The 26,058-nt window shown below is 43.6% G+C and carries 25 protein-coding genes; 10 read left to right on the top strand and 15 right to left on the bottom strand.

Annotated elements, in window-relative coordinates; all coding sequences use genetic code 11:
- Positions 1-91 precede the first annotated feature (91 nt).
- Positions 92-1,138: a serine hydrolase gene (locus FTT87_RS00985; RefSeq protein ID WP_180174159.1), complete on the bottom strand. Its 1,047-nt coding sequence runs from the start codon at positions 1,136-1,138 to the stop codon at positions 92-94.
- Between the two features lie 220 nt (positions 1,139-1,358).
- Here FTT87_RS00985 and FTT87_RS00980 point away from each other — a divergent pair, with 220 nt between their 5' ends.
- From FTT87_RS00980 to FTT87_RS00970, 3 genes are read left to right on the top strand one after another with little or no spacing between them, the layout of a single operon-like run.
- The gene (locus FTT87_RS00980) at positions 1,359-1,994 is read left to right on the top strand and encodes a response regulator (protein WP_086195178.1); all 636 of its coding nucleotides are present in this window, start codon (positions 1,359-1,361) and stop codon (positions 1,992-1,994) included.
- Positions 1,995-2,021: 27 nt separating this feature from the next.
- Positions 2,022-3,587: a PAS domain-containing sensor histidine kinase gene (locus tag FTT87_RS00975; RefSeq protein WP_086195177.1), complete on the top strand. Its 1,566-nt coding sequence runs from the start codon at positions 2,022-2,024 to the stop codon at positions 3,585-3,587.
- Positions 3,588-3,606: 19 nt separating this feature from the next.
- Entirely contained in the window at positions 3,607-5,019 is a 1,413-nt protein-coding gene (locus FTT87_RS00970; RefSeq protein WP_171263153.1) for a sigma-54 dependent transcriptional regulator, read from the top strand.
- Between the two features lie 25 nt (positions 5,020-5,044).
- On the opposite strand, the gene FTT87_RS00965 is transcribed toward FTT87_RS00970, so the two are convergent.
- From FTT87_RS00965 to lptF, 4 genes are all read right to left on the bottom strand, one after another.
- Positions 5,045-6,223, bottom strand: coding sequence for a S41 family peptidase (locus tag FTT87_RS00965; RefSeq protein WP_086195175.1), 1,179 nt, complete (start codon positions 6,221-6,223; stop codon positions 5,045-5,047).
- A 26-nt stretch (positions 6,224-6,249) separates the two neighbouring features.
- On the bottom strand, positions 6,250-7,797 hold the full coding sequence (gene gpmI, locus FTT87_RS00960) for a 2,3-bisphosphoglycerate-independent phosphoglycerate mutase (protein ID WP_180042629.1): 1,548 nt from the start codon (positions 7,795-7,797) through the stop codon (positions 6,250-6,252).
- A gap of 122 nt (positions 7,798-7,919) precedes the next feature.
- Positions 7,920-8,990: an LPS export ABC transporter permease LptG gene (gene lptG / locus FTT87_RS00955; RefSeq protein ID WP_086195173.1), complete on the bottom strand. Its 1,071-nt coding sequence runs from the start codon at positions 8,988-8,990 to the stop codon at positions 7,920-7,922.
- A 1-nt stretch (position 8,991) separates the two neighbouring features.
- On the bottom strand, positions 8,992-10,092 hold the full coding sequence (gene lptF, locus FTT87_RS00950; RefSeq protein ID WP_086195172.1) for an LPS export ABC transporter permease LptF: 1,101 nt from the start codon (positions 10,090-10,092) through the stop codon (positions 8,992-8,994).
- Positions 10,093-10,251: 159 nt separating this feature from the next.
- Here lptF and FTT87_RS00945 point away from each other — a divergent pair, with 159 nt between their 5' ends.
- The 3 genes from FTT87_RS00945 to FTT87_RS00935 are packed head-to-tail and all read left to right on the top strand — an operon-like array spanning position 10,252 to position 12,761.
- On the top strand, positions 10,252-11,700 hold the full coding sequence (locus FTT87_RS00945) for a leucyl aminopeptidase (protein ID WP_086195171.1): 1,449 nt from the start codon (positions 10,252-10,254) through the stop codon (positions 11,698-11,700).
- Positions 11,693-12,100, top strand: a complete 408-nt coding sequence (locus tag FTT87_RS00940; RefSeq protein ID WP_086195170.1) for a DNA polymerase III subunit chi — start codon at positions 11,693-11,695, stop codon at positions 12,098-12,100. Before FTT87_RS00945 ends, FTT87_RS00940 begins: the two co-directional genes overlap by 8 nt.
- Positions 12,101-12,125: 25 nt before the next feature.
- On the top strand, positions 12,126-12,761 hold the full coding sequence (locus FTT87_RS00935; protein ID WP_227609515.1) for a hypothetical protein: 636 nt from the start codon (positions 12,126-12,128) through the stop codon (positions 12,759-12,761).
- 125 nt (positions 12,762-12,886) lie between these two features.
- Here the strand turns inward: FTT87_RS00935 and FTT87_RS00930 are convergent, their stop codons facing one another.
- The 7 genes from FTT87_RS00930 to glnK form a co-directional block, all read right to left on the bottom strand.
- Entirely contained in the window at positions 12,887-13,432 is a 546-nt protein-coding gene (locus FTT87_RS00930; RefSeq protein ID WP_086195168.1) for a VTT domain-containing protein, read from the bottom strand.
- 112 nt (positions 13,433-13,544) lie between these two features.
- Complete coding sequence (locus FTT87_RS00925) at positions 13,545-14,204, bottom strand: riboflavin synthase (protein ID WP_086195167.1); 660 nt, start codon at positions 14,202-14,204, stop codon at positions 13,545-13,547.
- 27 nt (positions 14,205-14,231) lie between these two features.
- Positions 14,232-15,524 (bottom strand): DNA adenine methylase, encoded by a 1,293-nt coding sequence (locus FTT87_RS00920; RefSeq protein WP_086195166.1) that lies wholly within the window; start codon positions 15,522-15,524, stop codon positions 14,232-14,234.
- A complete protein-coding gene (ribD, locus tag FTT87_RS00915) occupies positions 15,521-16,624 on the bottom strand; it encodes a bifunctional diaminohydroxyphosphoribosylaminopyrimidine deaminase/5-amino-6-(5-phosphoribosylamino)uracil reductase RibD (protein ID WP_086195165.1) in 1,104 nt (367 codons plus the stop codon). The genes FTT87_RS00920 and ribD overlap by 4 nt, the downstream gene beginning before the upstream one ends.
- 38 nt (positions 16,625-16,662) lie before the next feature.
- Positions 16,663-17,121 carry a transcriptional regulator NrdR gene (nrdR, locus tag FTT87_RS00910; protein ID WP_086174158.1) on the bottom strand — a complete coding sequence of 153 codons (459 nt, stop codon included), beginning with the start codon at positions 17,119-17,121 and terminating at the stop codon, positions 16,663-16,665.
- A gap of 138 nt (positions 17,122-17,259) precedes the next feature.
- On the bottom strand, positions 17,260-18,669 hold the full coding sequence (gene amt, locus FTT87_RS00905; protein WP_086195164.1) for an ammonium transporter: 1,410 nt from the start codon (positions 18,667-18,669) through the stop codon (positions 17,260-17,262).
- Between the two features lie 58 nt (positions 18,670-18,727).
- Positions 18,728-19,066: a P-II family nitrogen regulator gene (gene glnK, locus FTT87_RS00900; RefSeq protein WP_086174160.1), complete on the bottom strand. Its 339-nt coding sequence runs from the start codon at positions 19,064-19,066 to the stop codon at positions 18,728-18,730.
- A gap of 279 nt (positions 19,067-19,345) precedes the next feature.
- Here glnK and FTT87_RS00895 point away from each other — a divergent pair, with 279 nt between their 5' ends.
- From FTT87_RS00895 to FTT87_RS00885, 3 genes are all read left to right on the top strand, one after another.
- Positions 19,346-19,573, top strand: a complete 228-nt coding sequence (locus tag FTT87_RS00895) for an accessory factor UbiK family protein (RefSeq protein WP_086195417.1) — start codon at positions 19,346-19,348, stop codon at positions 19,571-19,573.
- A gap of 68 nt (positions 19,574-19,641) precedes the next feature.
- Positions 19,642-21,129, top strand: a complete 1,488-nt coding sequence (locus FTT87_RS00890) for a YifB family Mg chelatase-like AAA ATPase (RefSeq protein WP_086195163.1) — start codon at positions 19,642-19,644, stop codon at positions 21,127-21,129.
- 6 nt (positions 21,130-21,135) lie between these two features.
- On the top strand, positions 21,136-21,291 hold the full coding sequence (locus tag FTT87_RS00885; RefSeq protein ID WP_171263145.1) for a hypothetical protein: 156 nt from the start codon (positions 21,136-21,138) through the stop codon (positions 21,289-21,291).
- 124 nt (positions 21,292-21,415) lie between these two features.
- Here the strand turns inward: FTT87_RS00885 and FTT87_RS00880 are convergent, their stop codons facing one another.
- On the bottom strand, positions 21,416-22,177 hold the full coding sequence (locus FTT87_RS00880) for a TorF family putative porin (RefSeq protein ID WP_086195162.1): 762 nt from the start codon (positions 22,175-22,177) through the stop codon (positions 21,416-21,418).
- Between the two features lie 1,370 nt (positions 22,178-23,547).
- On the opposite strand from FTT87_RS00880, the gene FTT87_RS00875 reads away from it, so the two are divergent.
- Positions 23,548-24,882 carry an OprD family outer membrane porin gene (locus FTT87_RS00875; RefSeq protein ID WP_180042634.1) on the top strand — a complete coding sequence of 445 codons (1,335 nt, stop codon included), beginning with the start codon at positions 23,548-23,550 and terminating at the stop codon, positions 24,880-24,882.
- Between the two features lie 87 nt (positions 24,883-24,969).
- Here FTT87_RS00875 and ppa read toward each other — a convergent pair whose 3' ends face one another.
- Entirely contained in the window at positions 24,970-25,506 is a 537-nt protein-coding gene (ppa, locus tag FTT87_RS00870; protein WP_005233448.1) for an inorganic diphosphatase, read from the bottom strand.
- Between the two features lie 125 nt (positions 25,507-25,631).
- A complete protein-coding gene (locus FTT87_RS00865) occupies positions 25,632-26,033 on the bottom strand; it encodes an MAPEG family protein (RefSeq protein WP_086195160.1) in 402 nt (133 codons plus the stop codon).
- Between the last annotated feature and the right edge of the window lie 25 nt (positions 26,034-26,058).

Here is a 26,058-nt window from a genome sequence, read left to right as displayed (position 1 = left end):
ACCGAAGAAAAAAAACCCTGCAATCGCAGGGTTTTTTCATTTAGAAGCATTCAAACGTTGAGTAGATTTGAAGACTTCTCCAAATTCAGCCTTAAATACGCTTGGGTAACTGGCTAACCCAAGTCATTAAACGGGTGGCATCATTGGTACGTGCGGCAGAAGAATCTGCTCCAAGCAGTACAACCACAGCCGGACGGTTATTTAAAGTGGTATGCATGGCTACACAACGTCCTGCTTCATTGATATAACCGGTTTTGGAAATATTGATATTCCAGCCACCATTACGGACTAACGCATTGGTATTATTAGATTTCAATACCCGGTAACCAAGGTTAAAGTCATAGCTTGGAGTGGTCGAGAACTGGCGAATCAAACCATATTGCGATGCAGTATTGACCAAAATACCAAGGTCACGTGCTGAAGACACATTGCCCGGGTTCAAACCTGTTGACTCCAGATAATGGGTTGAATTCATTCCAAGTGCTTTGGCTTTTTTGTTCATCGCTGCGATGAAAGCCGAACGTCCCCCTGGATAAGTACGTGCCAATGCAGAAGCAGCTGGATTCTCAGACTTCATTAAAGCAAACAGTAAAGCTTCAGCACGATTCATGCTATCACCCGCACGGAGCGTTGAGCTTGAACTCTTACAGCCTGAACAAGAAAAGTCAGCCTGTTGTAAGGTAATTGTCTCAGACATGTTTAAACGCGCATCAGCAATGACCACAGCAGTCATCAGCTTGGTTAGAGAGGCAATTGGAAAGGCAGTATTACTATTTTTACTGTATAAAACCTCACCTGTCTGGCCATCCATCACCAAAGCAGCACGGGCATTCACCGAAGGCTGATTGCCATAGCTGGAATTATTTAAAATCTGTACAGCCTTGGGTGCAGAATGAGTAGCTGCAGTATTTGAACTGCGTACAGAAGTGGTTACTTTTGTTGAACCTTGTGGAGAGACTTCTTCAGCTGAAGCATCACCGTTTAATAATTGACTCACATCTTCAGAGGACCAGTTTAACGTCGCTTGTCCCGCCCCTTTAGACGCATCCATCACCAGCTCAGCAAAACTGGTTGAACTTATGCCTAGCAGAATCGATATGCCTAGCACATGCATTAAAGATTTTTTCGAATTTTTCACGGTGATTTACTCAACTCAAGAAGGCAATATACATTTGTATATTCCCTCAAAAATGCTTACATTTAAACACAAATATGAACACTTTTTGTTACTCACAACATTGTGTATAACATTTAATGGAAAGATAAAGAATAGGATTGCTAATTTTGTCATTTCATTGCAAGCTTATTTTGCTTTATGTAACAAAAAAATGCATTTTTTTGAGATGAGGGAGAACTAGGTGATCACAGTTTTAGTGGTAGATGACCATGAATTGGTACGTACCGGAATTTGCCGTATGCTCGAAGACCATGCGGATGTTCAAGTGGTTGGTCAGGCTGAATCTGGTGAAGAAGCGATTAACTTAGTCCGTCATCATCATCCGAATGTCGTTTTGCTGGATGTCAACATGCCGGGCATTGGCGGGGTAGAAACTACCCGACGCCTATTGCAAACAGCCCCTGAAACCAAAGTACTGGCCGTCAGTGGTCTGGCGGAGGAACCCTATCCTTCCTTATTACTGAAAGCCGGGGCGAAAGGCTATATCACCAAAGGTGCACCGGTTTCCGAAATGGTACGTGCCATCAACAAGGTCATGCAAGGCGGAAAATATTTCAGTGCCGACATTGCCGAACAACTGGCCAGTTCTTACCTTTCCGACACACAGCAATCTCCTTTCGATGCCTTGTCGGAACGCGAAATGCAGGTCGCAATGATGGTGGTAAATTGTATTAGTGCCCAGGAAATTGCCGATAAACTTTTTGTCAGTGTCAAAACGGTGAATACTTACCGCTACCGCATCTTCGAAAAGCTGAATCTGGATAGTGATGTCAAATTGACTCATCTGGCCATTCGCTATGGCCTGATTAAACCTTAAGGCCCTTTGGCTTGCTAGAAGACTTGCATGACGCAAAATAGCTATACTTTAGAGTTTAACCAATATCATTTAGGTATTTGGTATAGCACCTATAGACTCATTATTGCGACCAGTCTTCTGCTGATTTTCTTACTCACGTATCAGCGCTTAAGTCTAGATTACCACTATCAGCAACTTTATCTTTACGTGCTAATCGGCTACGTATCGGCAAGTTTTATCCAGTTAATCATACTCAAAAGCATACGCTTTAAAACTGCCCAGCAACTCCCGCTGTTATTTGTTGTCGATGTCATTGCTTTAAGCTTGCTCACCCTCGCGGTAGATGGCCCGAACCTGCAATTGAGTTTGCTGTTTGTGATTACTATCTTCGCGGCCTCGTTATTACTTGATGCCCAAAAGGCTTTGATCATTACCCTGATTGCCGTGATCAGTGTGATTTATCAGCTTTTTTTAGGCAGTATTTTTGATTTTTCTTCACTGAATAATATTGGCAACAGTGCGATATTGGCTTTTCTGTTTTTAGTGGTGTATGGCAGTGGGCAAATTGCAGTAAAACGCTTTCAACTGCTTGAAAATTTAAATTTTTCGCAGTCTTTGGAATTAAACCGGCTGCAAAACCTGAATCGCTATATTCTGGAACAGATCGAACTGGGGTATCTGGTTCTAGATGAAAACTGTCATATTGTGCTGAGCAACCCGGCTGCCTGCCTGCTTTTAGGCATTCCTCCACTCTATGCTTATGACAAATATCCCTTATACAAGGCTCAGCCGGATTTATTTGAATTGCTTAAATTTGATCAACTGCGGGATGGGGAAAAATTTCAGTTTGAGTCACAGCTCAGCCATTATCATATGCATATTGAAGTGCAAAAACTCATGGTGCCACAACAAACCCTGACATTATTGGTATTGCAGGATGCCACCAAGCTCAATCAACGTGTACAACAATTAAAACTCGCGGCACTCGGGCAACTGTCCGCCAGTATTGCTCATGAAATTCGCAATCCTTTAGCCGCGATTGTTCAGGCTAATGAACTTTTGAGTGATAGCGACCCGCATCAACAGGCGGTATTGAGCCGAATGATTGCCAAGCAGACACAGCGTATTGACCGGATTGTACAAGACACGCTGAATATGGTGCGCAATAAAGAAACCCACCCCTCAACCATTGAGTTGAAACAGTTTATTCCCCTACTAATTCTGGAAGATTTGGCTGATATTGCGCCCCAAATTAAATATACTGTTCAAAGTAAAATTTTTGTGCATTTTGACGAGGCACAACTTCGTCAAGTGCTGATTAACCTGATTCGCAATGCCATTCGACATAATGCACCAGAGCATTCACATATCGAGTTGAATGTTTACTTACATGACAACAATGTGCGTATTGATGTTCGTGATTTTGGCGCGGGCGTTGCATCCAAGGATTTGGCTTATTTATTTCAACCTTTTTTTAGTACCGAAATCACAGGAACAGGTTTAGGATTGTACTTATCACATAGTTTTTGTGAAGCCAATCAGGCAAAACTGAACTATGTAAAACAAGAACAGGGAGCATGCTTTCGGATAGAATGCCTGCAAGTTGCTTTATAAATGAAAATTGCTGGGGTGTATTGTGGAACAACAACCACTTGTCTTATTGGTGGATGATGAGGAAGATTTGTGTACCCTCATGCAAATGTCGTTATCTCGTATTGGAATTAAAACCCATATTGCCTATCGTCTGGAACAGGCCAAAAAATTCTTGTCCGAATACCGCTATGATGCCTGTCTAACCGATTTAAATTTACCGGACGGCAATGGACTGCAACTGGTGGAATGGATTAACCAGCACTTTCCATCCGTACCCGTGGCGGTACTGACGGCATATGGTAATATGGAAATCGCCATCGCAGCACTCAAAGCCGGTGCCTTCGATTTTGTCAGCAAACCCGTAAATCAGAAGCATCTGGAACAGCTCCTGCAAAAAGCCTTTAACAAACCACAAGATCATTTGCAGATCAAGGAAGATAGCCTGGAGCAAAAACTGTTAATTGGACAGTCACTGCCAATTCAACAGTTACGGGTGACCTTAAATAAAATTGCCCGCTCTCAGGCACCTGTTTTTATTACCGGTGAATCCGGAACAGGAAAAGAAGTCATTGCCAATCTGGTGCATCGCCTCAGTAACCGTAATGAAGGTCCTTTTATTGCCATTAACTGCGGCGCCATTCCGACTGAATTGATGGAAAGCGAACTGTTCGGGCATAAAAAAGGCAGCTTTACCGGCGCTACACAAGACAAACAGGGTCTAATTCAGTCTGCCCACGGCGGCAGTCTGTTTCTGGATGAAATTGCCGAACTGCCTTTAAACATGCAGGTTAAACTGCTGCGTGCCGTACAGGAAAAACGGATTCGTCCAGTCGGCTCAGATGGTGAAATTGATGTCGATTTCCGGGTGATTAGTGCCAGCCACCAGGATCTGGAAGCCCTAGTTCAGCAAGGCCGCTTTAGACAGGACTTGTTTTTCCGTATCCATGTCATGGATCTGGTCTTGCCTCCACTGCGTGACCGCGGTGACGATATTATTTTATTGGCGCATCACTTTATTCAGAAAATTAGTCAGGAATGGGATATTCCGCAAAAACAGCTGACTGATCGTGCGAAAAGCTTTTTACTGAGTCAGTATTATCCCGGCAATGTCCGCGAACTGCGCAATATTATTGAACGCGCCATTACCTTAAGCGATGATGAAAGAATCGATTTGCAACACCTGCAAAGCGCACCTTTACGCTACCCTACTGTAGCAGTGCCAGAGGTAACGGAAGACCCGCACAGCTTGCGCAGTGACATCGTGATGTCTTCCAAGAAATTACCCGATGAAGGTTTGGAGCTTTATCTGGAAAATATTGAAAAAGATATTTTACTCAATGCATTAAATTTAACCCATTGGAACAGAACACTGGCTGCCAAGAAACTGGGCATGTCTTTCCGTTCCTTGCGTTATCGACTGAAAAAATTTGGTTTAGATACCGACGAGGACTAGACCATTTTTTAAGGATCAGGCCGTTTTATTTATGAGTTAAAATGATCTCTGCAACATGTTCTAGATAGTTTTCTTCTTTCATTTCATGTTGCAGATAGTGTTGATTGGGCTGAATACCTACCCCTTCAATCATCTGCCCTTTAGGAGTGTAGTAATGCGATACCGTCATCTGTAAAGCTGCACCGTTGGAAAGTGGGAACAGTTTTTGTACCACCCCTTTTCCGTAACTCTTATCCCCGATCACCCAGGCACGGCCATGATCTTTCATCGCGGCAGTAAAGACTTCAGCGGCAGAGGCAGAACGGTTATTGATTAAAATACCCAACTTTAAATTCTGAAACTCAAAACTGGGCAGGGCCTGAAACTGCTGGTCGCCTTCGGAACGGCTTTTGGTTGAAACAATGATTCCCTGGTTCAAAAACAGATCAGCCGATTCAACCGCAGCGGACAACAATCCGCCAGGGTTATTTCTTAAATCCAATAACACCGTTTTCAAGCGTGAAGAAGAATACTCTTCAATCAAGCGTTTGATTTCATTGGCTGTATCTTGCTGAAACACCCTGACCTTGATCACCAGCACCTGATTATGCAATAAGGTTGCCTGAATATCGGTTTCTATTTTTTTATTACGAACTAAAATCAACGGCTTGCTATTTTGTGCCAGCTGTAAGCTTAAGGTCGAACCAATCGAACCATTCAGCAAGCTATTCACCTGATCATGATTGAATTTTTTCAGTTCCTGGTCATCAATCTTGAATACACTGACCCCATTGCGCAAACCTTGCTTGGTTGAATCTGCATTTTCCTTTAAGCCTTGAATGACCCATTGATGCAATTGCGGATCATAGGTCAGTTCAAAGTCGACAGAGGCGATATCCCCTTCAGTGTATTGTAATAACTGCTTATATTCTTCTGGACTTAAATAACGGGAATAACGATCGAGTCCACTGACCAGACCTTTAATCGCCTGTTGAAATAAGGCTTCATCATTTTTTTCATCGACATAATTTTCTTTGACAATGCTATAAATCTGCACGAACTGCTGAATCGATTCCACCGGAACTTCAGCATAGTTCTGTTCAGCTTCATCATCAAAATCTAAAACAGGCTGGCCCTTGCCTTTTACCGCAGCAAAAGCGGAATGGCTCACACACATGAATAACGTTGTTAAAATGACAACCTTTTTCCAGCGCTGTAAAGCCATCCATCCACCTGTTTATACGAAATTTTTTATGATTTTAAAGTAATCAAATTACGACCTTTCATTTCTTCAGGTACAGGAATTTGCATGAGGTTCAACAATGTCGGTGCGACATCTGCAAGTACACCACCTTCAGCAATGGTTGCAGAAGTTGGGCCGACATAAATAAACGGAACCAGTTCAGTGGTATGTTGAGTATGGACCTGACCACTTTGGTAGTCCTGCATTTGCTCTACATTACCATGATCGGCGGTGATCAGCATATGACCTTTTTGTGCCATCACCGCTTCATAGACACGACCGAGGCATGTATCTACTGCTTCCACTGCTTTCACTGCGGCATCGAATACACCGGTATGCCCCACCATATCACCATTGGCATAGTTCACAACCAATAAGTCATATTCACCCGAATTAATCGCAGCAACCAGTTCATCAGTCACCTCGAAAGCACTCATTTCCGGTTTCAGGTCATAAGTGGCAACGCTTGGAGATGGAATCAAAATGCGTTTTTCACCTGGATATTCATCTTCACGACCACCACTGAAGAAGAAAGTCACATGGGCATATTTTTCTGTTTCGGCAATACGCAGCTGTGTTTTACCCAGACTTGATAAATACTCGCCAATCGAGTTTTTCAGCGCTTCAGGCATGTAGGCCACAGGTGCATCAATGGTCGCCTGGTAACGGGTCAACATCACAAATTTAGACAGGTTTGGAACCACTTTACGTTCAAAACCAGCAAAATCTTTTTCGACAAAGGCCTTGGTGATTTCACGCGCACGGTCGGCACGGAAGTTCATAAACACTACACTGTCGCCATCCTGAATTTTCGCCACATCACCGATACGGGTGGCTTTGACAAATTCATCGCTTTCTTCAGCTGCATAAGCCTGTTCCAGACCTTCAACGGCTGTTGCAGCGGTACGTACTGCTTCACCTTCAGTCAGCAGACGGTAGGCCTGTTCTACACGATCCCAACGGTTGTCACGGTCCATGGCAAAGTAACGGCCGATCAGGGTGGCGATACGGCCTTGACCCGGATATTGGGCAAACAATGCATCGAGTTTTTCTAGAGATGGCTGTGCACTTTTAGGCGGTGTATCACGACCGTCCAGGAAAGCATGCAGATAAACTTTTGCACCACGTTTCAGTGCCAGTTCAGCCATGGCTACAATATGGTCTTCATGCGAATGCACGCCACCTTGCGACAGCAAGCCCAAAATATGGACTGCTCCATTTGCGGCTTTGGCTTTTTCAACGGCATCGACCAGCACTTCGTGCTCAAAAAAAGCACCGCTACGGATGTCTTTGGTAATGCGAGTGAAATCCTGATACAGCACTCGACCTGCACCCAGGTTCATATGACCCACTTCAGAGTTGCCCATTTGACCATCAGGCAGGCCGACATCTTCACCTGAACCTGAAATCAAACCATGTGGATGCTTTTGTTGCATAGCCGTTAAGTTAGGTCGTTTTGCTGCTAGGAAAGCATTGTCTTCGACCGCTTCGCGATGACCCACACCATCCATAATTACCAATACGTGAGGGATTTTGCCAGCAGTTGCATCCGTCATAATGAACACTCTTTTGTTTACAATTTCATCGTCATATCTTACCGAATTTTCGGTCAAGACTCTATGTGCAGATCATGACTAAAGCTGATCATGCACATTCTTTTTATCACTGTCGGAGCAGTTTAACGTGCACGGCGCAGCAAATAACCACCGACCAGCAGCATCAGCACAATCGGCACAAACACGAACCAGGCTGGTGATGGTGAATAGACCAGACTGGCATAGCCCAGAAAGTCCTGCAGATAGAAGAATCCCAAGCCAATAAACAAGGCAATGACCAGACGGAAACCCATCGACTGTTGACGTAAGGGACCAAAAATAAAGGAACAGGCAATGAGCACCAAGGCAATCAAGGCAAATGGCGAACCGACTTTTTGCCAGAATGCCAGCTGGTAGGTTTTCGGCACCTGGCTATATTCATGCATATAGCTCATAAAACTCACCAGCTGACTTGGAGATAAATCTTCCGGATCAATGGTGACCATATGCACATATTTCGGTTGCAGGGCTAAAGCCAGCGGTAGCTGTGCGCTCTGTAGCAGAGTAGAATTTCCTTGTGGCAAAATATCCATCTGGGTTGCCTGCTGCAGCTTCCAGTCACCATCTTTAATGAACTGGCCCTGTTCTGCATTCAGTACACCTTTCAGATAATAATTGTCATCAAAGTCAACCACCTGAACACGCTGAAGCTGGCCTTGTGCATTGGCATAATCAATATAAATAAAACGCTGACCTTCACGGGTCCAGTAACCCCTCACCTCACCCAATGCACTGGCGCTACGGTGATCTTTGACACTTTTGGCCTGTTCATTAGTATACGGAATCACCCACTCACTTAAGACAAAGGATAACACCACCAGAATCAGCGCTGAACGAATCACCCAGCCCACAATACGCCACAGGCTGATGCCCACCGAGCGCATCACCACCAGCTCACTATTGGAAGCCAGAGTACCTAAACCCAGCACCGCCCCAATCAGGGCAGAGATCGGCAAAATTTCATAGAGATAACGCGGTGCACCCCATAATACATAGAGAAATGCCTGCCAGGCCCCATAGTTTTCGTTCAGCGAACCCAATTCACCCAAATAGGTGAACAGCACCTGTAAAACAGAGAGCACTGCGGTTGCACCCAGCATGGCAAGTGCCGTAGTTTTGGTCACATGTTTGGCGACTATTCGACGTGCTAACATTTTAAGACCTCACCTGCTGAATTCGTTTCTTGATTTTTGGTGCCAGTTTCTGTTTCCGGGAAAACAGTGCTGCGGCAACAGCATAGGCCAGCAACACCAAAGGATAGGCCCAGATGCCCATTTCATCTTTACTAATGCGCGTTTTGACCGCCATCAGGGCCACAATCAGACTGGCAAAAATCAGTAAGGCCGGGAACAGTTTTAAATAACGTCCCTGACGCGGGCTTACTTCACACAGTGCAATCGCCAGCATTAAGGCAACCACAATGGAAAATGGTACGAAGAGACGCCAGCCCAATTCACTCACAACGACAGGATCATTGCGGTTGTTCCAAAGTTTGGCAATTGGTAAGGCTTCCACTTCAGCGCTTTCAAATTTTGCTTCTTGATCACTTTCTAAACGTAAACGATAAGATTGAAACTCTGCTTGTGTATATTTTGGTGTTCCCGGGAAAATTTCATAACGGCGCCCTTCTACCAAATCCACAATACTGGCGGTTTCATTAGCAACATCTACACGGGTGGCTTCCTTCGCCAAAATCATGACATCAGGTTTGCCCGGTTTTTCGGCACGCTGATAGAAAAACACATCTTTTAAATTGTGACGATCTTCCGACAAATCTCCAGCATAAATAGTATAGGGACCAGAGGAAATGAATTCTTTGGGGCGAACCAGATCGAAACCGGTTCTCACCGCCTGATTGGTGATCAGTTCTTCAAAGTGACGCAGTCCCCAAGGGGACATCCACACCATCAATACTGTTTGAACCGCAAGAAAAACCACCGTCAGTGGAATCAGCAAACGTCCCAACTGATTACGGCTGATGCCACTACCATTCATGACTGCCATCTCATGATCGACGTAGAGACGGCCAAACACCAGCATCAGACCAATGAAAAAGCCGAGCGGAAGAATTAATGTTAAAAATTCTGGCAGTCGATAACCAATAATGCTAAACAAAATACTGGTATCTAAACGACCTTGTGCCGCCACACCAAAAAACTTGATCAGCCGACCACCCATCATGATTAAGGTCAATAAAGCAATGACCACCAGGGAGGTAGACAGCACTTGCTTGACCAGATAACGCCGAATAATCAAATTAATTCTTCCCAAAAAAGAAACAAATAAAACTAGCGCTAGTTTACCCGAATGGTGAAAATATAAAACCTATACTGTTGTTGCGCATTGAAACCCTATTCATAGAAATGTTTCAATGGTTTAATGATTTGCAATCTTTCCAAGGCATGAATACAGCACATGAAACTGACCATTAATACGTCATTCCAAGAGAATGCATCTAGCCCATGTTTATTGATATTAGTAGATTCCGAACAGCTGCAACAGGCCTCGACCACTTATCAAATCAATGATTTAAATAGTTTAGTCGAAGCTGCACAATTCAAGGCGAGTCTATGCGAATCTTTAACCCTGATCGGCAAAGTGGCTGCCTGTACCAATACCACGCTGATTGGCCTAGATAAAGCAGCTGAAATTCAGCCGACCAAATTAGCAAAAATCGCACAAAACATTATCAAAGAGTCACAAAAAAAATTCAAACAGATCAGTATTGATATTTCTGCCCTAGCCCCTGAACAGCATTATTTATTTGCACTGGCGCTGACTCAGGCAAATTATGCATTTGATGAGTACAAATCGAAGAAAAATGAATTTGTGCTTGAAGAAATTCATCTGATTGCTGCAAACAGTACATTAAACCCGCAACAATTGTCTCTGATTCATGCCGTGCAATCCGGTCAAAACCTGGCCCGTGATTTAGGCAATCGCCCAGGTAATATCTGTTTCCCAGAATATCTGGCTGAACAGGCTCAAGCTTTGGCAGCACAATATCCGGACCTACTAAAAGTCACTGTGATTAATGAACAGCAAATGGCAGACTTGGGCATGAATGCCTTCCTGGCAGTGAGCAAAGGTTCAGACCGTCCGGGTCGTGTGATTACCCTCGAATATAAAGCCCATACTGAACAGGCCCCTGTGGTACTGGTTGGTAAGGGCGTAACCTTTGATACAGGCGGTATTTCACTTAAGCCGGGTCTGGGCATGGATGAGATGAAATTTGACATGTGCGGCGCAGCATCAGTGCTAGGCACCATCCGTGCGCTATGTGAAGCAAAACTGCCAATTCATGTGGTCGGTGCCATTGCCGCTGCTGAAAATATGCCTTCAGGTCATGCCACCCGTCCAGGTGATATCGTAACCACCATGAGTGGACAAACGGTGGAAATTTTAAATACCGATGCAGAAGGCCGTTTGGTACTATGCGACACTCTGACTTACATCAAGCGTTTCAATCCGGCGCTGGTGATTGATATTGCAACCTTGACCGGTGCCTGCGTGGTGGCCTTGGGTTCAGTGTTGTCAGGTTTATTTACCCCGGATGATGAATTGGCTACTGAAATTACCGCTGCAGGCCAGGCTTCATTTGACCGGGTATGGCGCATGCCGGTGATTGAAGACTATCAGGAACAGTTGGATTCACCATTTGCCGATATTGCCAATATTGGTGGACCGAAAGCCGGTTCTGTGACGGCTGCTTGTTTCTTGCAACGCTTCACACGTGAATACCGCTGGGCACATCTGGATGTTGCCGGTACAGCATGGAACTCAGGTACAGCCAAAAATGCAACCGGTCGTCCTGTGCCATTACTGGTTCAGTTCCTGGCCAATCGTGTGCAGTCGAATGGCTAAAGTCAGCTTTTATCTGTTTGAAAAAAGCAATGAACGGCAAGTGCAAAGCACTTGCCGTTTGTGCCGCAAGATTCTGAAACAGCCGGCACAGATCTGGTTATATTGCGAAAATACCGACTTGCAGCAGCAGCTTGATGAACAGTTGTGGAGTTTTGATCCTGGCAGTTTTATTCCGCATGGTATTGATCAGGAACAGGCCAGCATTTGCATTTCATCCCGCCTGCCGCAAGAGTCTGACTGGATTGTGTTTAATTTTAACAATCAAGCCCTTGAACAGATTGATAAATTTAGTCACATTATAGAAATCATCGAAAATAATGAATCGGCAAAACAACTGGGTCGTGAAAAATTTAAACAATATCGACGCTTAGGTATTGAGCCGCGAACATTCAAGCTTTAGCCGATCAATGGAAATAAGGAGAGATGTGGTGGCATTAAATGTCGGTCAAGATTTTAAACAGCGCTGGTTAAACGTACCTGAGGCTGTTCGTCAGGCATTTATTGATGACCTACACCGCGTCTGCAATGTCCTCAAACCTGAAACCAATATTCAGAAGTGGCTAGAAAAAGACAAAGAAGCCCAGCAGCAATCTTATGAAAAGATTGAACATGCCTATGCCGAACGTAAGGCCCAGCTGATTGAAGAAGCGCGCTTGCGCAAGCAGCGTGCCTTGGAACAGTCGCTGGAAAATAAGCGTGCCGAACAGGCGGCTTATGCACAGGCATTACAGCTAGACGAAGAAAGACAATTTGCCGAGCAGGTTCATACCTTGGCTTTTATACGTCAAAATATAGAGCACGAAATGCAAACCTATACTGCACGTTATCACAAGAACCCTGCGGGCCCGGCCTTGAATTTTGCCAAGGGCATGTTCTCGATTGCTGACCATGAAATATTATCGGAGCTGGAAAGCCTGCGTTTACGTCTGGAATTGGAAGCTGAAACGCTGATTGAGCAAGCGGTGACTGTATTTCGCGCCAAGTTGCATCAAGCCAGTCAGGAAGAAATTGACTATATTTTAAAGAACTCTAATTTATCTTCGGAAAAACCTGGCACTTGAGTTTCAGCATGGCGACTTCAGGTATTTTTTAATTTCGTTGCCATGACAAAAAAAAAAGTCCATTTCGGTGGACTTTTTTTTGACTTCAGCATATGGAATGAGGCTGAAATTCAAAGTATTCAAAATTAAAACAGGTCCACCGCTAGACCCAGTATATTCCCTGCACCGTAGCCTATACTCAATAATACCGCAATCCAGATTAAACCACCGGCTACGTTATACAGCATAAAACTCAAGAGATTCATATGCCCTGCCCCTGCAGCAAAGGGAGCAAATGAACGTACAAATGGAACAAAGCGAGCCATCAAAATGGTTTTACCACCATGCTTGGTAAAATAATGGTTGGTTTTTACGATATAGGCCGGTTTTAAGTAACGTGAATGTTCATGGAAAAACTTAAACCCCAAAATCTGCCCGGTATAATAATTGACAATATAACCCAGTACCGCAGCACTAAACAGCAACAGTCCCATGGTATTTAAATGGATCACATCTGTGGTTGAGCAGAGGGCACCAATCGCAATCAGCAGGCTGTCTCCCGGCAAGAAGAACATAAATACGGAACCAGTTTCTGCAAAGATAATCAGAAATAAAATAGCATAGATCCACAGACCATACTGATCCAGCAAAGTAGGCAACCATTGTTCAATATGCATTAGAAAATCAAGCATCTTCAGCTACTCACTTTAACCACATTATTTTCATAACTTATTAAAAATAAAAACTAAAAACAAAAAAAACAGCCTGACTTTTCAATCAGACTGTTTTCTATTCTAAGATGTTTTACTTCAAGAAGCCATTTTCTGCTAAAAATGCCATGCTTAATTTGGATTGCTCTTTGACTTCAGCAGCTTTATCCCCCAGCATTAAACGCTCGATATAACGCGCTAAAACATCGACTTCCAGATTCACTTTCGCCCCGGTTTTCCAGGTGCCAATATTGGTTCGTTCTGCCGTATGCGGAATCAGGTTCAGGCTGATAATATTGCCACGCAGGTGGTTAATGGTCAGACTAATGCCATCTACCGTCACCGAGCCTTTTTCTGCCAGATATTTGGCAATTTCCGCCGGAGCCGTGACCTCATAATAAATGGAACGCGCATCTTCACGTACCAGCGTGATTTCACCGACCGCATCGACATGACCACTGACAATATGTCCACCAAAACGGGTGGTTGGCAACATGGCTTTTTCCACATTGACCGGCTGCCCCACTTTCCAAGTGCCTAAAGTAGTTCGATTCAGACTTTCACGTGAAACATCAGCGGCATACCAGTTTTCGCCCCACTCAATCACAGTCAGGCAGATCCCGTTGGTGGCAATCGAATCGCCCAAATGCACATCAGACATGTCGAGGTCGGTGCCAATACGCAGACGCACATCACCACCCACACTTTGCAAGCTTTCCACTTTACCTAGACTTTCAATAATGCCTGTAAACATAACTTTTTCTCTAATGCTGTCCTTGTTTTACCACAATGCCAGTTGCGTACTTACACCGGTCGTATCTACTCCACCCAGTTCAGCAAAATGATACAGCTGACCCAAGAGCTGGCGCAGTGGCGGACCCGATTTGGCATGGGTATCGGTGATGACAATAAATTCTAGCACACGTGCACGTTCTGACTGGCGCTGCTTGCTCACCCGGTAGCGCGGTACATCTTGGGTCAGCAAGGTGACGCGACCACGCTTCAAGTTAGCCTGCAGCAAATCGCCCGCTTCAATATTCCCATCGGTCGAATAGCTGGTCAGAATATAACGTGCATTAATGGTTGCCAATAATTTTTCATAGGCTTCTTTGGCATGCTTGGAAGAATTGTACTGGCTCGGACGTTCTTTACGCCATGCCCGGTCAATCCCGCTTTTAAAGCCTTTGGTGTCTGGACTCGGCAAATCGACCTGATCCCACAGCGTCAAGGCATTCAATACATGATAGTTACTGCTATAGGCATGCTGGTTATACGGCGGATCCAGATAAGCGATATCGACTTCAAAATGACTCATCTGGTTGGCCAGATGCTGTGCATCAACACACCACATTTCCGCGGCCGGTTTTTTCGGGTCGCCGATTTCACAGAAACGGCTTGGGGTCAGCCAGAGTAAGGATTCAATCCGTTCCAGAGCAGTTTGGGTTTTACCGCCCCAGCCATGGTGGAAGCTTTTAAATACCCCTGAGGTATTACTGACGAAACTGGCCGAATACAGCAAGGGTGCCAGCAAAGCCGACATTTCTACATCATCAATCGCACCTTGTGCCTGCCAAGTGGCAATCTGCTGACGGATGGCATCAATACGCATCCCGTTACGACGTTTGAAGAACAGACGGTCGCGAGTCGGATCATAGATTTCGTCATTACGCGGGCACAGGTTATGCGTCACCCAGCCTTTGACTTCCGGCAAACGGTTCAGATAATCAATCGCTTTTTGATAGCCGCCCAACTCTTTAAATGCCGGTGCTTCGACACAGGACAAAATCGCGCTATTTAACGCATGGCTGTAGGGTTCCCAGTCATTGGCAATGACCCGATAGCCATTTTGTCGCGCCAGACGCGAAACCACGCCGGAACCGGCGAAAAAATCAGCAAAAATCGGCGCCCGGCCATTGTGGCTATTTAAGGTTCCCGTACTCTCAAGGGCTTCCAAAATCAGATGCAGTAACCGGCGCTTATTGCCTAAATACGGAACAAGCTGGTTGAAAAGGTATTCATCTGTAGTACGTGCTGAATGACGACGTTTATGATAAACCGAAGACTCTGAATTCATACTGTCTCTTGAGAAGGGATTAACCTTAAGCGCACATCATTCCCGACTTGAACCAGGTCGATGAGCTTAAATCGAAGTTGCTCTGCCATACGGTCGAATTCCGCATTAAACATCGCACGAGCGGTTTGACCTAAAAAGGTCGGTGCAACATAGCTGATCATTTCATCCACCAGTTGCTGCTGCAAAAAGGCTGTGGATAATGTTGCCCCTGCTTCCACTAGCACATCATAAATTTGATATTGGGTAGATAAGGTCTGTAGCAGGTCTTTTAAAGGCTGTACTGGCAATTGTAACACGCCTAAATCGGCCAGTTCCTGACGAAACGGTCCCATCACCATGACTGTTTCAGGCTGCTGTAGTATTTTTGCAGTCAGAGGTAAACGCCCCTGACGGTCCAGTACCAGACGTTTGGGCTGAACAATCGTACTGATATCGGCAATGCCATTCAGCTGACGCACATTCAGCTGGCAGTCATCGGCAAGTACCGTTTCAATGCCAGTAATCACCACACCGGAAATGGCACGCCAGTGCTGTACATCCTGACGGGCCTCGCTTCCGGTAATCCATTTCGATTCACCCGATGCCATGGCAGTTCGACCATCCAGGCTGGAAGCGACTTTTAAACGCACATAAGGCATGCCAGTGGCCATGGTTTTTAAAAAACCCAGATTGAGTTTTTCTGCTTCTTGTTCGCAAATACCAACACTGACGTCAATACCGGCCTCTTTTAAAATCTGCACACCTTTACCCGCCACTAAGGGATTCGGGTCCGGACAGGCCACAATCACTTTTGCAATTCCAGCTTCGACCAGACCTTTGGCACACGGCGGTGTACGGCCATAATGTGCACATGGCTCCAAAGTGACATACGCTGTTGCACCACGTGCCTGTTCACCAGCCTGGCGCATGGCAAACACTTCGGCATGCGGTTGCCCGGCCTTCGGATGAAAGCCCTCACCGACCAGTTGACCATTTTTGACGATGACACAGCCGACATTGGGATTGGGTTTAGTGGAATATTGTCCAAGTCGTGCCAATTCGATTGCACGTTGCATCCAAAGCTGATCTGGCTGAATGGAATCTTCTTTTAACTCGGACATTGCATGACTCTTGGAAAAATAAAATCTTAGTGTTCGATTTAGTGTTCGCGCTGCTGCATCTGTTCAATTTGACGACGGAAGGCTTCAACATCCTGAAAGTCTTGATAGACTGAAGCAAAACGGACATAAGCGACATGATCCAGGGCAAATAAAGCCTGCATCACAATTTCGCCAATGGTGCGGGATTTTACATCGCGCTCACCTAAACGGCGAATCTGTAATTGGATATCGCTGAGTACGGTTTCAATCTGTTCCTGGGTCACCGGCCTTTTTTGCAAAGCATGCATCAGGGAACGACGCATTTTTGCTTCGTCAAACGGTTCACTCTTACCATCAGATTTAATCACCCGGGGCATCACCACTTCATAGGTTTCAAAGGTAGTAAAACGTTCTCCGCAGCTGATACATTCACGACGTCGACGAATCTGGCAGCCTTCGGCAGCCAAACGCGAATCGATCACTTTACTATCTGCAGCGTTGCAAAATGGACAGTGCATAGCGGTTTAATTGAACAAATCAAATCGGATTCAGAGTGTAGCAAAAATTCTGCCCTTTGTAGAGACTTACGCAAGATATGGAAAAAAAACAGCCCTGACGGGCTGTTTTACACAATATATTGATTATTGGTTTTTATATTATTCTACACGTTCGCCATGTTGACTTAGGTCAAGACCCATACGTTCGTCATCACTCGCAACACGGATACCGATGACCAGATCAATCACTTTTAGAATGATAAAGGTCAATACTGCAGAGTAAGCAATAGTTGCCAGTACACCTTCAAGTTGCACCCATAATTGATGCATCATGTCTGTCGGCACTTTATCACCCATAATAAATTCACTGGCAAATACCGCAGTCAGAATTGCACCGACAATACCACCCACACCATGCAGACCAAAAGCATCCAAAGAGTCATCCGCTTTCAGTGCACGTTTAAGTGCAGTAATACCCCAGAAGCACACCACACCACCGATCAAGCCCATAGCTAAAGCACCGCCTACAGTCACGAAACCTGCTGCTGGTGTAATGACCACCAGGCCAGCAACTGCACCAGATGCACCACCCAATACCGAAGCTTTACCACGAATCACTTTTTCAGTAATTAACCAGGAAATTGCAGCAGCGGCAGCAGCAACTTGTGTAGCAATAAGTGCATAACTGGCTGAACCGTTGGCACCGAGTGCAGAACCACCATTGAAACCGAACCAGCCTACCCATACCAGGCTTGCGCCCACCACGGTTAAAGTCAGGTTATGGGGAGCCATTGATTCACGGCCCAAGCCCATACGTTTACCGAGCATGTATGCAGCAACCAGACCTGCAACACCCGAGTTAATATGAACTACCGTGCCGCCAGCAAAGTCTAATGCGCCATCATTCGCTAACCAGCCGCCACCCCATACCCAGTGAGTAATTGGCGCGTACACAATCACACTCCAAAGTGTAATGAATGCAACGAAAGCTCCAAATTTCATACGTTCTGCAATCGAACCAGTAATAATAGCTACAGTAATGATGGCAAAAGTCATTTGGAAAATCACAAACAGAACTTCCGGAATCGTTCCAGTTAAGGCATCTGTGGTAATGCCGGATAGCATGATTTTATCCAGGTTACCAATGAAAGCATTGCCACTGCCAAAGGCCAGGCTATAACCAATCACCACCCAGGTAATACTGACAATGGCTGCTGCAACAAAGCTATGTGCCATGGTACCAAGTACGTTTTTCTTACGAACCATACCGCCGTAAAATAATGCAAGTCCGGGAATGGTCATCAATAGAACCAGTGCTGTAGACACTAAAATCCATGAGGTGTCACCTGTATCTAATTTTGGTTTTTCTTCGACAGGCGCTGCTGTTTGTTCAGCTGGAGTAGGTGCCGCAGCTAATTCAGAATTTGTTGTTAAAGACGAGGCAGCCGTTTCAGTCGCTGCGACATTTTCAGCAGGAGTGGATGCTGCTGTTAGTGCTTCTTCAGCCCATGCAACAGAACCACCTAAAAGTGCGCCAGATAAACTCAGCGCAATAAGCATTTTTTTCATTCGTATCCCCCAACCTAGTTTTGTGAGTTATTAGCTACTCAGCAAACTTCATGCCAAATTAAACAGCATCTGCACCTGTTTCACCGGTACGGATACGGATGACTTGTTCTAAATTAGTAACGAAAATTTTACCGTCACCAATTTTTCCTGTGCTTGCTACACGGGTAATCGATTCAATGACTGAATCAACCATTTCATCGCTAATCGCGATTTCAATTTTTACTTTAGGCAAAAAATCAACAACATATTCTGCACCACGGTAAAGTTCAGTATGACCTTTTTGACGACCAAAGCCTTTGACTTCAGTTACGGTGATCCCTTGAACACCAATGTCAGAGAGTGCTTCACGCACATCATCCAATTTAAAGGGTTTTACAATTGCAGTTACGAGCTTCATGTTTGTTTTCCTTCGGCTTCTTTCACCAGTAAGGTTTTATGTTCAAATTCCGTGCCAAAAATTCTAAGGTTGGGGGAAATAGAAACTTTGACACGAGTTTTCTTTATAACCTATTTTATCCTTTTACATGTAGTCTGAATTCCAGAAACTAGACATTTTTACTATAAAATTAACGATTTTAAACATCGGATAAAGCTATATCCGGTTGAGTGGGACTATGGTCCAGGTAGCAGCAATGTTACACTAGCACCACTTCTCCATCCTTATATGGGTACTGCAATGATTGAAACCTTATTACAAGCCATAATGGAACAGCTCGATCAACCGAAAAAAGATGTTGAGCATAATTTACGTGCCTTACTGAACGAAGCAGTCAGCAAGATGGATCTGGTTTCCAAAGAAGAAATTGAACGTCAACGTACTGCATTAAATAATGCCAACCTACGCTTGAATGAACTGCTTAAACAGGTTGAAGCTTTAGAAATTAAAATCAAGAACAATAAATAAGCACTTGTTTAGTGCATAAAAAGACCAAAAACGATTAAAAATAACGCACTACAATGGAACAATAATAAATGTCTTTTGCTAAAATTTACACTCGAGGTCTGCTTGGACTTCATGCACCTTTAATTGAGGTGGAAGTTCATGTCAGTCAGGGCTTGCCTTCTTTAACCATTGTTGGGTTGCCTGAAGCAGCAGTTCGGGAAAGTAAAGACCGGGTACGTTCTGCCATTATTAATAGTGGTTTCCAATTCCCCACCAAACGTCTCACCATCAATTTAGCGCCTGCAGACTTACCCAAAGATGGCTCGCGTCTGGATTTGCCCATTGCTTTAGGAATTTTAATCGCTTCAGGCCAACTACCTGAAAATGTGACAGATCAGCTGGAATTTATTGGTGAACTGGCCCTGGATGGTCAACTTCGTCCCATCAGCGGTATTTTAAGCATTGCCATTGCCTGCCAGCAGTCTGGACATCAACTGATTTTGCCAGAACAGAATGCCCAAGATGCTTCGCAACTGCCCAATTTTGAAGTGTTTGCTGCCCACCATCTCAAAAATGTCTGTGAACATTTATCCAGACAACATCCGCTTCAGCAATATCAAGCCCCTAGCAGCAATCCAATCAATCAGTACAAATTTGATTTAGCCGATATCAAAGGTCAATTGCGCCCGCGACGGGCTTTGGAAATTGCTGCCGCTGGTGGACATTCACTATTGTTTAAAGGCCCACCAGGTACAGGAAAAACACTGTTGGCTTCACGGCTGGCCAGTATTTTGCCCCCTCTGGACATGCAGGAAAATCTGGAAGTAGCCAGTATTTACTCGGTTGCCAATAGCTCGCATCCTTTTGGGCAGCGCCCTTTTCGTGCACCACATCATACTGCTTCCGCAATTGCCTTGGTGGGTGGGGGTTCACATCCCAAACCGGGGGAAATTACGCTGGCTCATTTGGGCGTATTATTTTTAGATGAGCTGCCTGAATTTGATCGCAAGGTCTTGGAAGTATTAAGACAGCCGCTCGAATCCAAGGAAATAGTGATTTCCCGTGCCTCCAGGCAAATTACCTTCCCGGCCAACTTTCAACTCATTGCAGCAATGAATCCCTGCCCTTGTGGTTATGCTTTTAATCAGGATATCCGCTGCCAATGTTCCCCAGATGCGATTAAACGTTATCAAAACCGGATTTCAGGTCCGCTACTGGACCGGATTGACCTGCATATTGATGTGCCGCCTTTACAAGCCCATGAATTACAGGCGACTACACCAGTTGAAAACTCACACACGGTTCGGGAACGGGTAATTCAAGCCTATAATTTACAAATCCAGCGACAACAATGCCTGAATCATGCTTTAAGTCCCAAACAGCTGGAACAGTTTGCATGCCTTGATGCGCAGGCACAGAAAATTATGGAAATGGCCCAGCAACGCTTAAACCTGTCTGCCCGGGCTTATCATCGGGTATTACGTGTCGCGCGAAGCATTGCCGATTTAACCCAACATACTGACATTAAAAGCCAGCATTTAACTGAAGCGTTGTCCTATCGGGCACAACAGGGTTAATACTAAATGCGAAACTTTATTCGCCATCCTGAAAGTCTTGTCGATGCCATACAGATGGGCCAAATGATTAAACAGACATTTAAAGGTCAGTCCGATTCAAATGATGGCGAATACCTGATTGCCAATACCTTGGCTAGCCTTTTTTTACATGGATCGTCATAACACGGCATCAATTCAGTGCTGATCCGCGCTGCATTTTCTGCAACAGCCTGCACATCAGATCCTGACCTATAAAAAAACCTCCAAAGTCATGCTTTGGAGGTTTTTTAATGCTTTGAAATTACAATTAGAATGTTTTGGTAAGGGTAAATACCGCACCGGTATCCACCGCACGTTCTGCGACATCCGATAAACCATCAGTATCAATATTGGTGCCTACAGCTGCCAGTTCAGCACTAGCACCTGGAATGGATTTAAAGCCATAGCTTAGCCCCACTTTCCAGTCTACATAATTATCATCACCATTAAAGGTATATTTGTCTTCATCTACAACGGTATAGCCTACAGCAGCAACCCCACCAAAACCTGATGAACCAAATGGAACTGAATAACCCACATTCACATTCCAGCTGTCTGCATCTGCACCGGCATAGTCATTGGTATAATTGAGATTGGTTAAAATGCTATCGCCTTCTGCAATCACACTTTTGAAGCCTAATTTGCCATATAATTCTGCCCAGTTCAGATCGCTGGCACTTGGATAATTATAGTACACCACCCCAACATCTACTGTCGGTTTGCTGCTGAAAGCTTCAAGCGTGGTGGCATAGCCAAGCGATGGATCCAGTTCCAGGCTAGGTGTGCCGCTGCCAAAATTCACATTGGAACCCCACAAGCCAAAATATAACCCTGAAGTATGAGCTAGCGTGAATCCTGCTTGTACGGCTGGATCATTTTCCGTTTGAGTCACACCACGGAAACGATAGTCTGTAGTGACGGCTGCACTACCACTAAAAGACAGGCCAAAAGGTAAGGCAGGTGCATCTGCAGCAAATACAGCACCTGACATAGTAGCTAAAGTGGTCACAGCAAATAATTTTTTAAGCATTTTATAGATCCCCGACAGATTTTTATGGATTCAAGAGATATCAGCAATTGCTATGCCAGTTTAAAAAACAACACAGTAATTTTTAGCCCGTAAATCGTCAATAAAATACTAATATATTGATATTTATAAATTTATTTTTAAAAAATAAAAACAAAACCTAGTCATTTTTCGAGCTTCACAAGATTGACGACTTTCTCTCTTTTAGATGATCTGCATGCTAATACGGCTTAAATATTTATTTACAACCTGCCTTATTTTGAGACTGTTTTTTCAGGTAGAGCTAAAAATGCCTAGAAAAAGTGCACAAAAAATATTCACTGTACGCTTGTTTATGCATCTCTCTCCTTCTCTGGCTAAAATCGGCCAGTTAAAACCCCAATCCACCGGCTCAAAAATCTGGATCAAAATCAGCTGCTACCTTCTCAAGTTTTAATCAAACAATATTGGCCATGTTTGACTTACTGACATATTAAGCATGCATCGCAGTAAATGTCGGGAGCATGAGCAGCTCCTGCAAAGTTCTGTTTAAAACCTTCATCTTGATCTGCACACGATTATTCAAAAGTCCTGACATAGACTGGACAATAGCTGCGGAACCAAGGATGAATCAGCTTTTATGTACCTATGCCCTACTGATAGCTAAAAAAGATCATTATTTTTATCTCACTGCCCACATTTTATGCACAAAAGCATCGCATGGACTTTTTTGCTGATAATCAGACCGTATTTTCGACTCATATAAATCAGGAACTTATTGCGCGAAAAAATAATACAATTTTATCTGGACCTAGCAGAATTTATTCCGACTATGGAATGATTAATATTTTACCAAATGATAAACTGAACAACAATAATTAAAAATTTATCTATAATTTTTGGTCAATTTTTTGATCATTTTAAAGCATATTTATTGAACAAAAAAAATCGACATGTAAGCCTAATTTTTTGACCAGAATGTCTAATTACTTCAGCCAAAAGTCAGCTGATTTTGCTACTTTTTTAAAAATTAAATCATTATAAAGAGGTGTTTCTGCTGATATCACTGGTTGATAAAAGCCATGTTTTAGGCCTGATATCAAAATTTAGGATGCTAAAATAGCATTTTTCAAAACCACAACTCCCTATCAATTTTTAATGAGGCATCGGCATTAGCCCAGAATTTATTTAGAGTTAAAATATCATATTGTTTTGTAAAAAAATTTACACAAATAATAATTTTTTAATATTTTGTTAACCAAAAGGTATAATTTACATTTGAATACGTTATAACTTTAATTAAATAAAATGTATTAAAAAAAGCTTTTTTTGCGATACATTACGTATACAATTCTGCCAATTTCTTCTCCCATTTTGTATAAGGCTCTCTCCCAATGCAAAAAGCTAAAAAACTTACCTTAGCAGTTTTAATTCAAGCTGCCTTAATTTCAACTGTATATGCTAGCGAGCAAAGCGAATCGAAAGGCTTTGTTGAAGATGCAGAAGGTTCTGTATTGTTCCGTACAGGCTATTTAAGCCGTGACAAAAAAAATGGCGTAGATGACACAAGCTCTTTTGCTCAAACAGCAATTGTGAACCTGGATTCCGGCTACACTCAAGGCCTGATCGGTTTTGGTGTGGGTGTCGTGGGTGATGCTTCATTTAAATTGGGCGAAAATAAACATGCCGGTAATGGCATGATTCCACGTGAAACTGGCCTAAACAGTCAAGGTCAACTCACTAAAGGTGCAGGTGATACTTATGATCACTGGACCCGTGGTGGTGCCAATGTAAAAGCACGTGTATCTAATACTGATGTACGTTATGGTACTCAAGTTTTAGACTTGCCTGTATTAGCCAGCAATACAGCCCGTTTAGTTCCTGAATATTTCGACGGCTTCCTTGTAACAAGCCGTGAAATTAAAGGTCTGGAACTAACCGCAGGTAAATTCACTAAAAACCAGTATTCAGACCAGATCAATTCAGATGGTAATGAACTAGACCGTGCTGTGGTATGGGGTGCTAAATATAAAGTGAATGATGCTTTAAATACTGCATACTACGGTGTAGACATTAAAGATAAATTAGAACGCCATTATGCCAATGTAAACTTTAAGCAAAGTCTTGCCAACAACAGTTCACTCACTTATGACTTCAGTGGCTATCATACTGAATGGGATCGTGGTGCCAATAGCAACTTATATTCATTCATTGGTCCAGCTGATGGTAATTACCAAAACTCAATTTGGGCAGTTTCTGGTACTTATAACAAAGGTTCGCATAATGTCATGTTGGCTTACCAGCAAAACTCAGGCAATACTGGTTATGACTATGGTTTAGGTCGAGGTGTGGGTGATGGTCATCAAACCATTTACATGCCAAACTCTTATCTGTCAGACTTTATTGGTAATGACGAAAAATCAGCGCAAATTCAATATACTTATGACTTTGGTGCAATGAATGTTCCTGGTTTAACCTGGACATCAGCGTTCGTTTACGGTTGGGATATCAAAGCAACTGATAATAAAGGAACAATGATCAGTGACAATGCTCAAGAACGCGAGTTCTTTAACCAGGTGAAATATACTGTTCAAAGTGGTTTTGCTAAAGATGCTAGCCTTCGCCTACGTAATTCTTACTACCGTGCAAGCAATGATTATCAAAGTAATTACATTGGTGATACCAATGAATGGCGTATTTTCCTTGATATTCCTGTGAAATTATTTTAATTCACAGTAAGTTCAAGAGATAAAAAAACCTGCACAATGTGCAGGTTTTTTTATCTAAGCCTTTCAGGCTAAATTCGAAACAAACAATTATTTGTTTGCTTCTGCATAAGCTGCAATTGAGCTAAGCACTTCCTGTTTAGCAACATCAGCACCTTCCCAACCACTTAACTTCACCCATTTTCCTGGCTCTAAGTCTTTGTAGTGCTGGAAAAAATGTTCAATTTGGCTGATTAAAAGCGGAGGAAGATCGGTATATTCCTGAACGTCTTTATAGATCGGTGTTAATTTGTCGTGCGGTACTGCAACCAGTTTCGCATCAACACCACCATCATCTTCCATGTTCAATTTACCTACAGGACGGCAACGAATCACTGAACCTGGTTCAACCGGGTGTGGAGTCACAACCAATACGTCAAGTGGGTCACCATCAAGTGACAATGTGTTTGGCACATAACCGTAGTTTGCCGGGTAGAACATTGCAGTACCCATGAAACGGTCTACAAATAATGCATCAGAATCTTTGTCGATTTCATATTTGATTGGTGCTGCATTTGCAGGAATTTCAATAATTACATAGATGTCGTTTGGTGCATCTTTACCCGCTGGGATATTGCTGTAGCTCATAGCATCACTCTTTAACAAGTTAAATCTTTTTTAAACCGCAACGATTATAACGGTTTTTGCGTATTAAATAACTTTTCGATTATACATCTGCTGGGTGAAAATATGTATTTTCACCTTCTCAGGCCTCATGTGGTTAATTTAATCACCAGCAGCAACAGACAAATCGGACACAGCAAGGATAAGGTCCAGATAATGGAACGCAAAGTGGCCCAATTGGCTAAATAGCAGATGCCGTAGAAAATACGGAGTACAATATAGGCAACACCAAAAGTCATGATTACGGTTTGAGAAATCACCATATATTCTGCCATTAAAATGGAAGCAATAAATAAAGGTAAACTTTCAAAACTGTTTTGTTGTACCGCATTGGCACGGGCGGCCAAACCTGTGGTTTTAGCCAGAAATTCACGCGGGTTCTGATTATCTCGTGCTTTAAAACCGGCTGTTTTTTTTGCAATTGCAGTAAAAACATAGGGCAATAAACATGCGATTAAGATGAGATAGATTATTCCGCTAATGCTTTGCATCTCACTTTTCTCATTAAAATTTTAT

This window comes from Acinetobacter sp. YH01022, assembly GCF_013420235.1.
Lineage (GTDB): Bacteria > Pseudomonadota > Gammaproteobacteria > Pseudomonadales > Moraxellaceae > Acinetobacter.
This window is presented reverse-complemented; position numbering and strand designations above follow the sequence as displayed.

Bases quoted from the DNA above. Each gene is read 5' to 3' on its own strand.
- FTT87_RS00975 (WP_086195177.1), top strand. From the start codon at position 2,022: ATGACGCAAAATAGCTATACTTTAGAGTTTAACCAATATCATTTAGGT.
- FTT87_RS00965 (WP_086195175.1), bottom strand. From the start codon at position 6,223: ATGGCTTTACAGCGCTGGAAAAAGGTTGTCATTTTAACAACGTTATTC.
- gpmI (WP_180042629.1), bottom strand. From the start codon at position 7,797: ATGACGGATGCAACTGCTGGCAAAATCCCTCACGTATTGGTAATTATG.
- lptG (WP_086195173.1), bottom strand. From the start codon at position 8,990: ATGTTAGCACGTCGAATAGTCGCCAAACATGTGACCAAAACTACGGCA.
- FTT87_RS00945 (WP_086195171.1), top strand. From the start codon at position 10,252: ATGAAACTGACCATTAATACGTCATTCCAAGAGAATGCATCTAGCCCA.
- FTT87_RS00940 (WP_086195170.1), top strand. From the start codon at position 11,693: ATGGCTAAAGTCAGCTTTTATCTGTTTGAAAAAAGCAATGAACGGCAA.
- FTT87_RS00930 (WP_086195168.1), bottom strand. From the start codon at position 13,432: ATGCTTGATTTTCTAATGCATATTGAACAATGGTTGCCTACTTTGCTG.
- FTT87_RS00925 (WP_086195167.1), bottom strand. From the start codon at position 14,204: ATGTTTACAGGCATTATTGAAAGTCTAGGTAAAGTGGAAAGCTTGCAA.
- FTT87_RS00920 (WP_086195166.1), bottom strand. From the start codon at position 15,524: ATGAATTCAGAGTCTTCGGTTTATCATAAACGTCGTCATTCAGCACGT.
- ribD (WP_086195165.1), bottom strand. From the start codon at position 16,624: ATGTCCGAGTTAAAAGAAGATTCCATTCAGCCAGATCAGCTTTGGATG.
- nrdR (WP_086174158.1), bottom strand. From the start codon at position 17,121: ATGCACTGTCCATTTTGCAACGCTGCAGATAGTAAAGTGATCGATTCG.
- amt (WP_086195164.1), bottom strand. From the start codon at position 18,669: ATGAAAAAAATGCTTATTGCGCTGAGTTTATCTGGCGCACTTTTAGGT.
- glnK (WP_086174160.1), bottom strand. From the start codon at position 19,066: ATGAAGCTCGTAACTGCAATTGTAAAACCCTTTAAATTGGATGATGTG.
- FTT87_RS00895 (WP_086195417.1), top strand. From the start codon at position 19,346: ATGATTGAAACCTTATTACAAGCCATAATGGAACAGCTCGATCAACCG.
- FTT87_RS00890 (WP_086195163.1), top strand. From the start codon at position 19,642: ATGTCTTTTGCTAAAATTTACACTCGAGGTCTGCTTGGACTTCATGCA.
- FTT87_RS00885 (WP_171263145.1), top strand. From the start codon at position 21,136: ATGCGAAACTTTATTCGCCATCCTGAAAGTCTTGTCGATGCCATACAG.
- FTT87_RS00880 (WP_086195162.1), bottom strand. From the start codon at position 22,177: ATGCTTAAAAAATTATTTGCTGTGACCACTTTAGCTACTATGTCAGGT.
- FTT87_RS00875 (WP_180042634.1), top strand. From the start codon at position 23,548: ATGCAAAAAGCTAAAAAACTTACCTTAGCAGTTTTAATTCAAGCTGCC.
- ppa (WP_005233448.1), bottom strand. From the start codon at position 25,506: ATGAGCTACAGCAATATCCCAGCGGGTAAAGATGCACCAAACGACATC.
- FTT87_RS00865 (WP_086195160.1), bottom strand. From the start codon at position 26,033: ATGCAAAGCATTAGCGGAATAATCTATCTCATCTTAATCGCATGTTTA.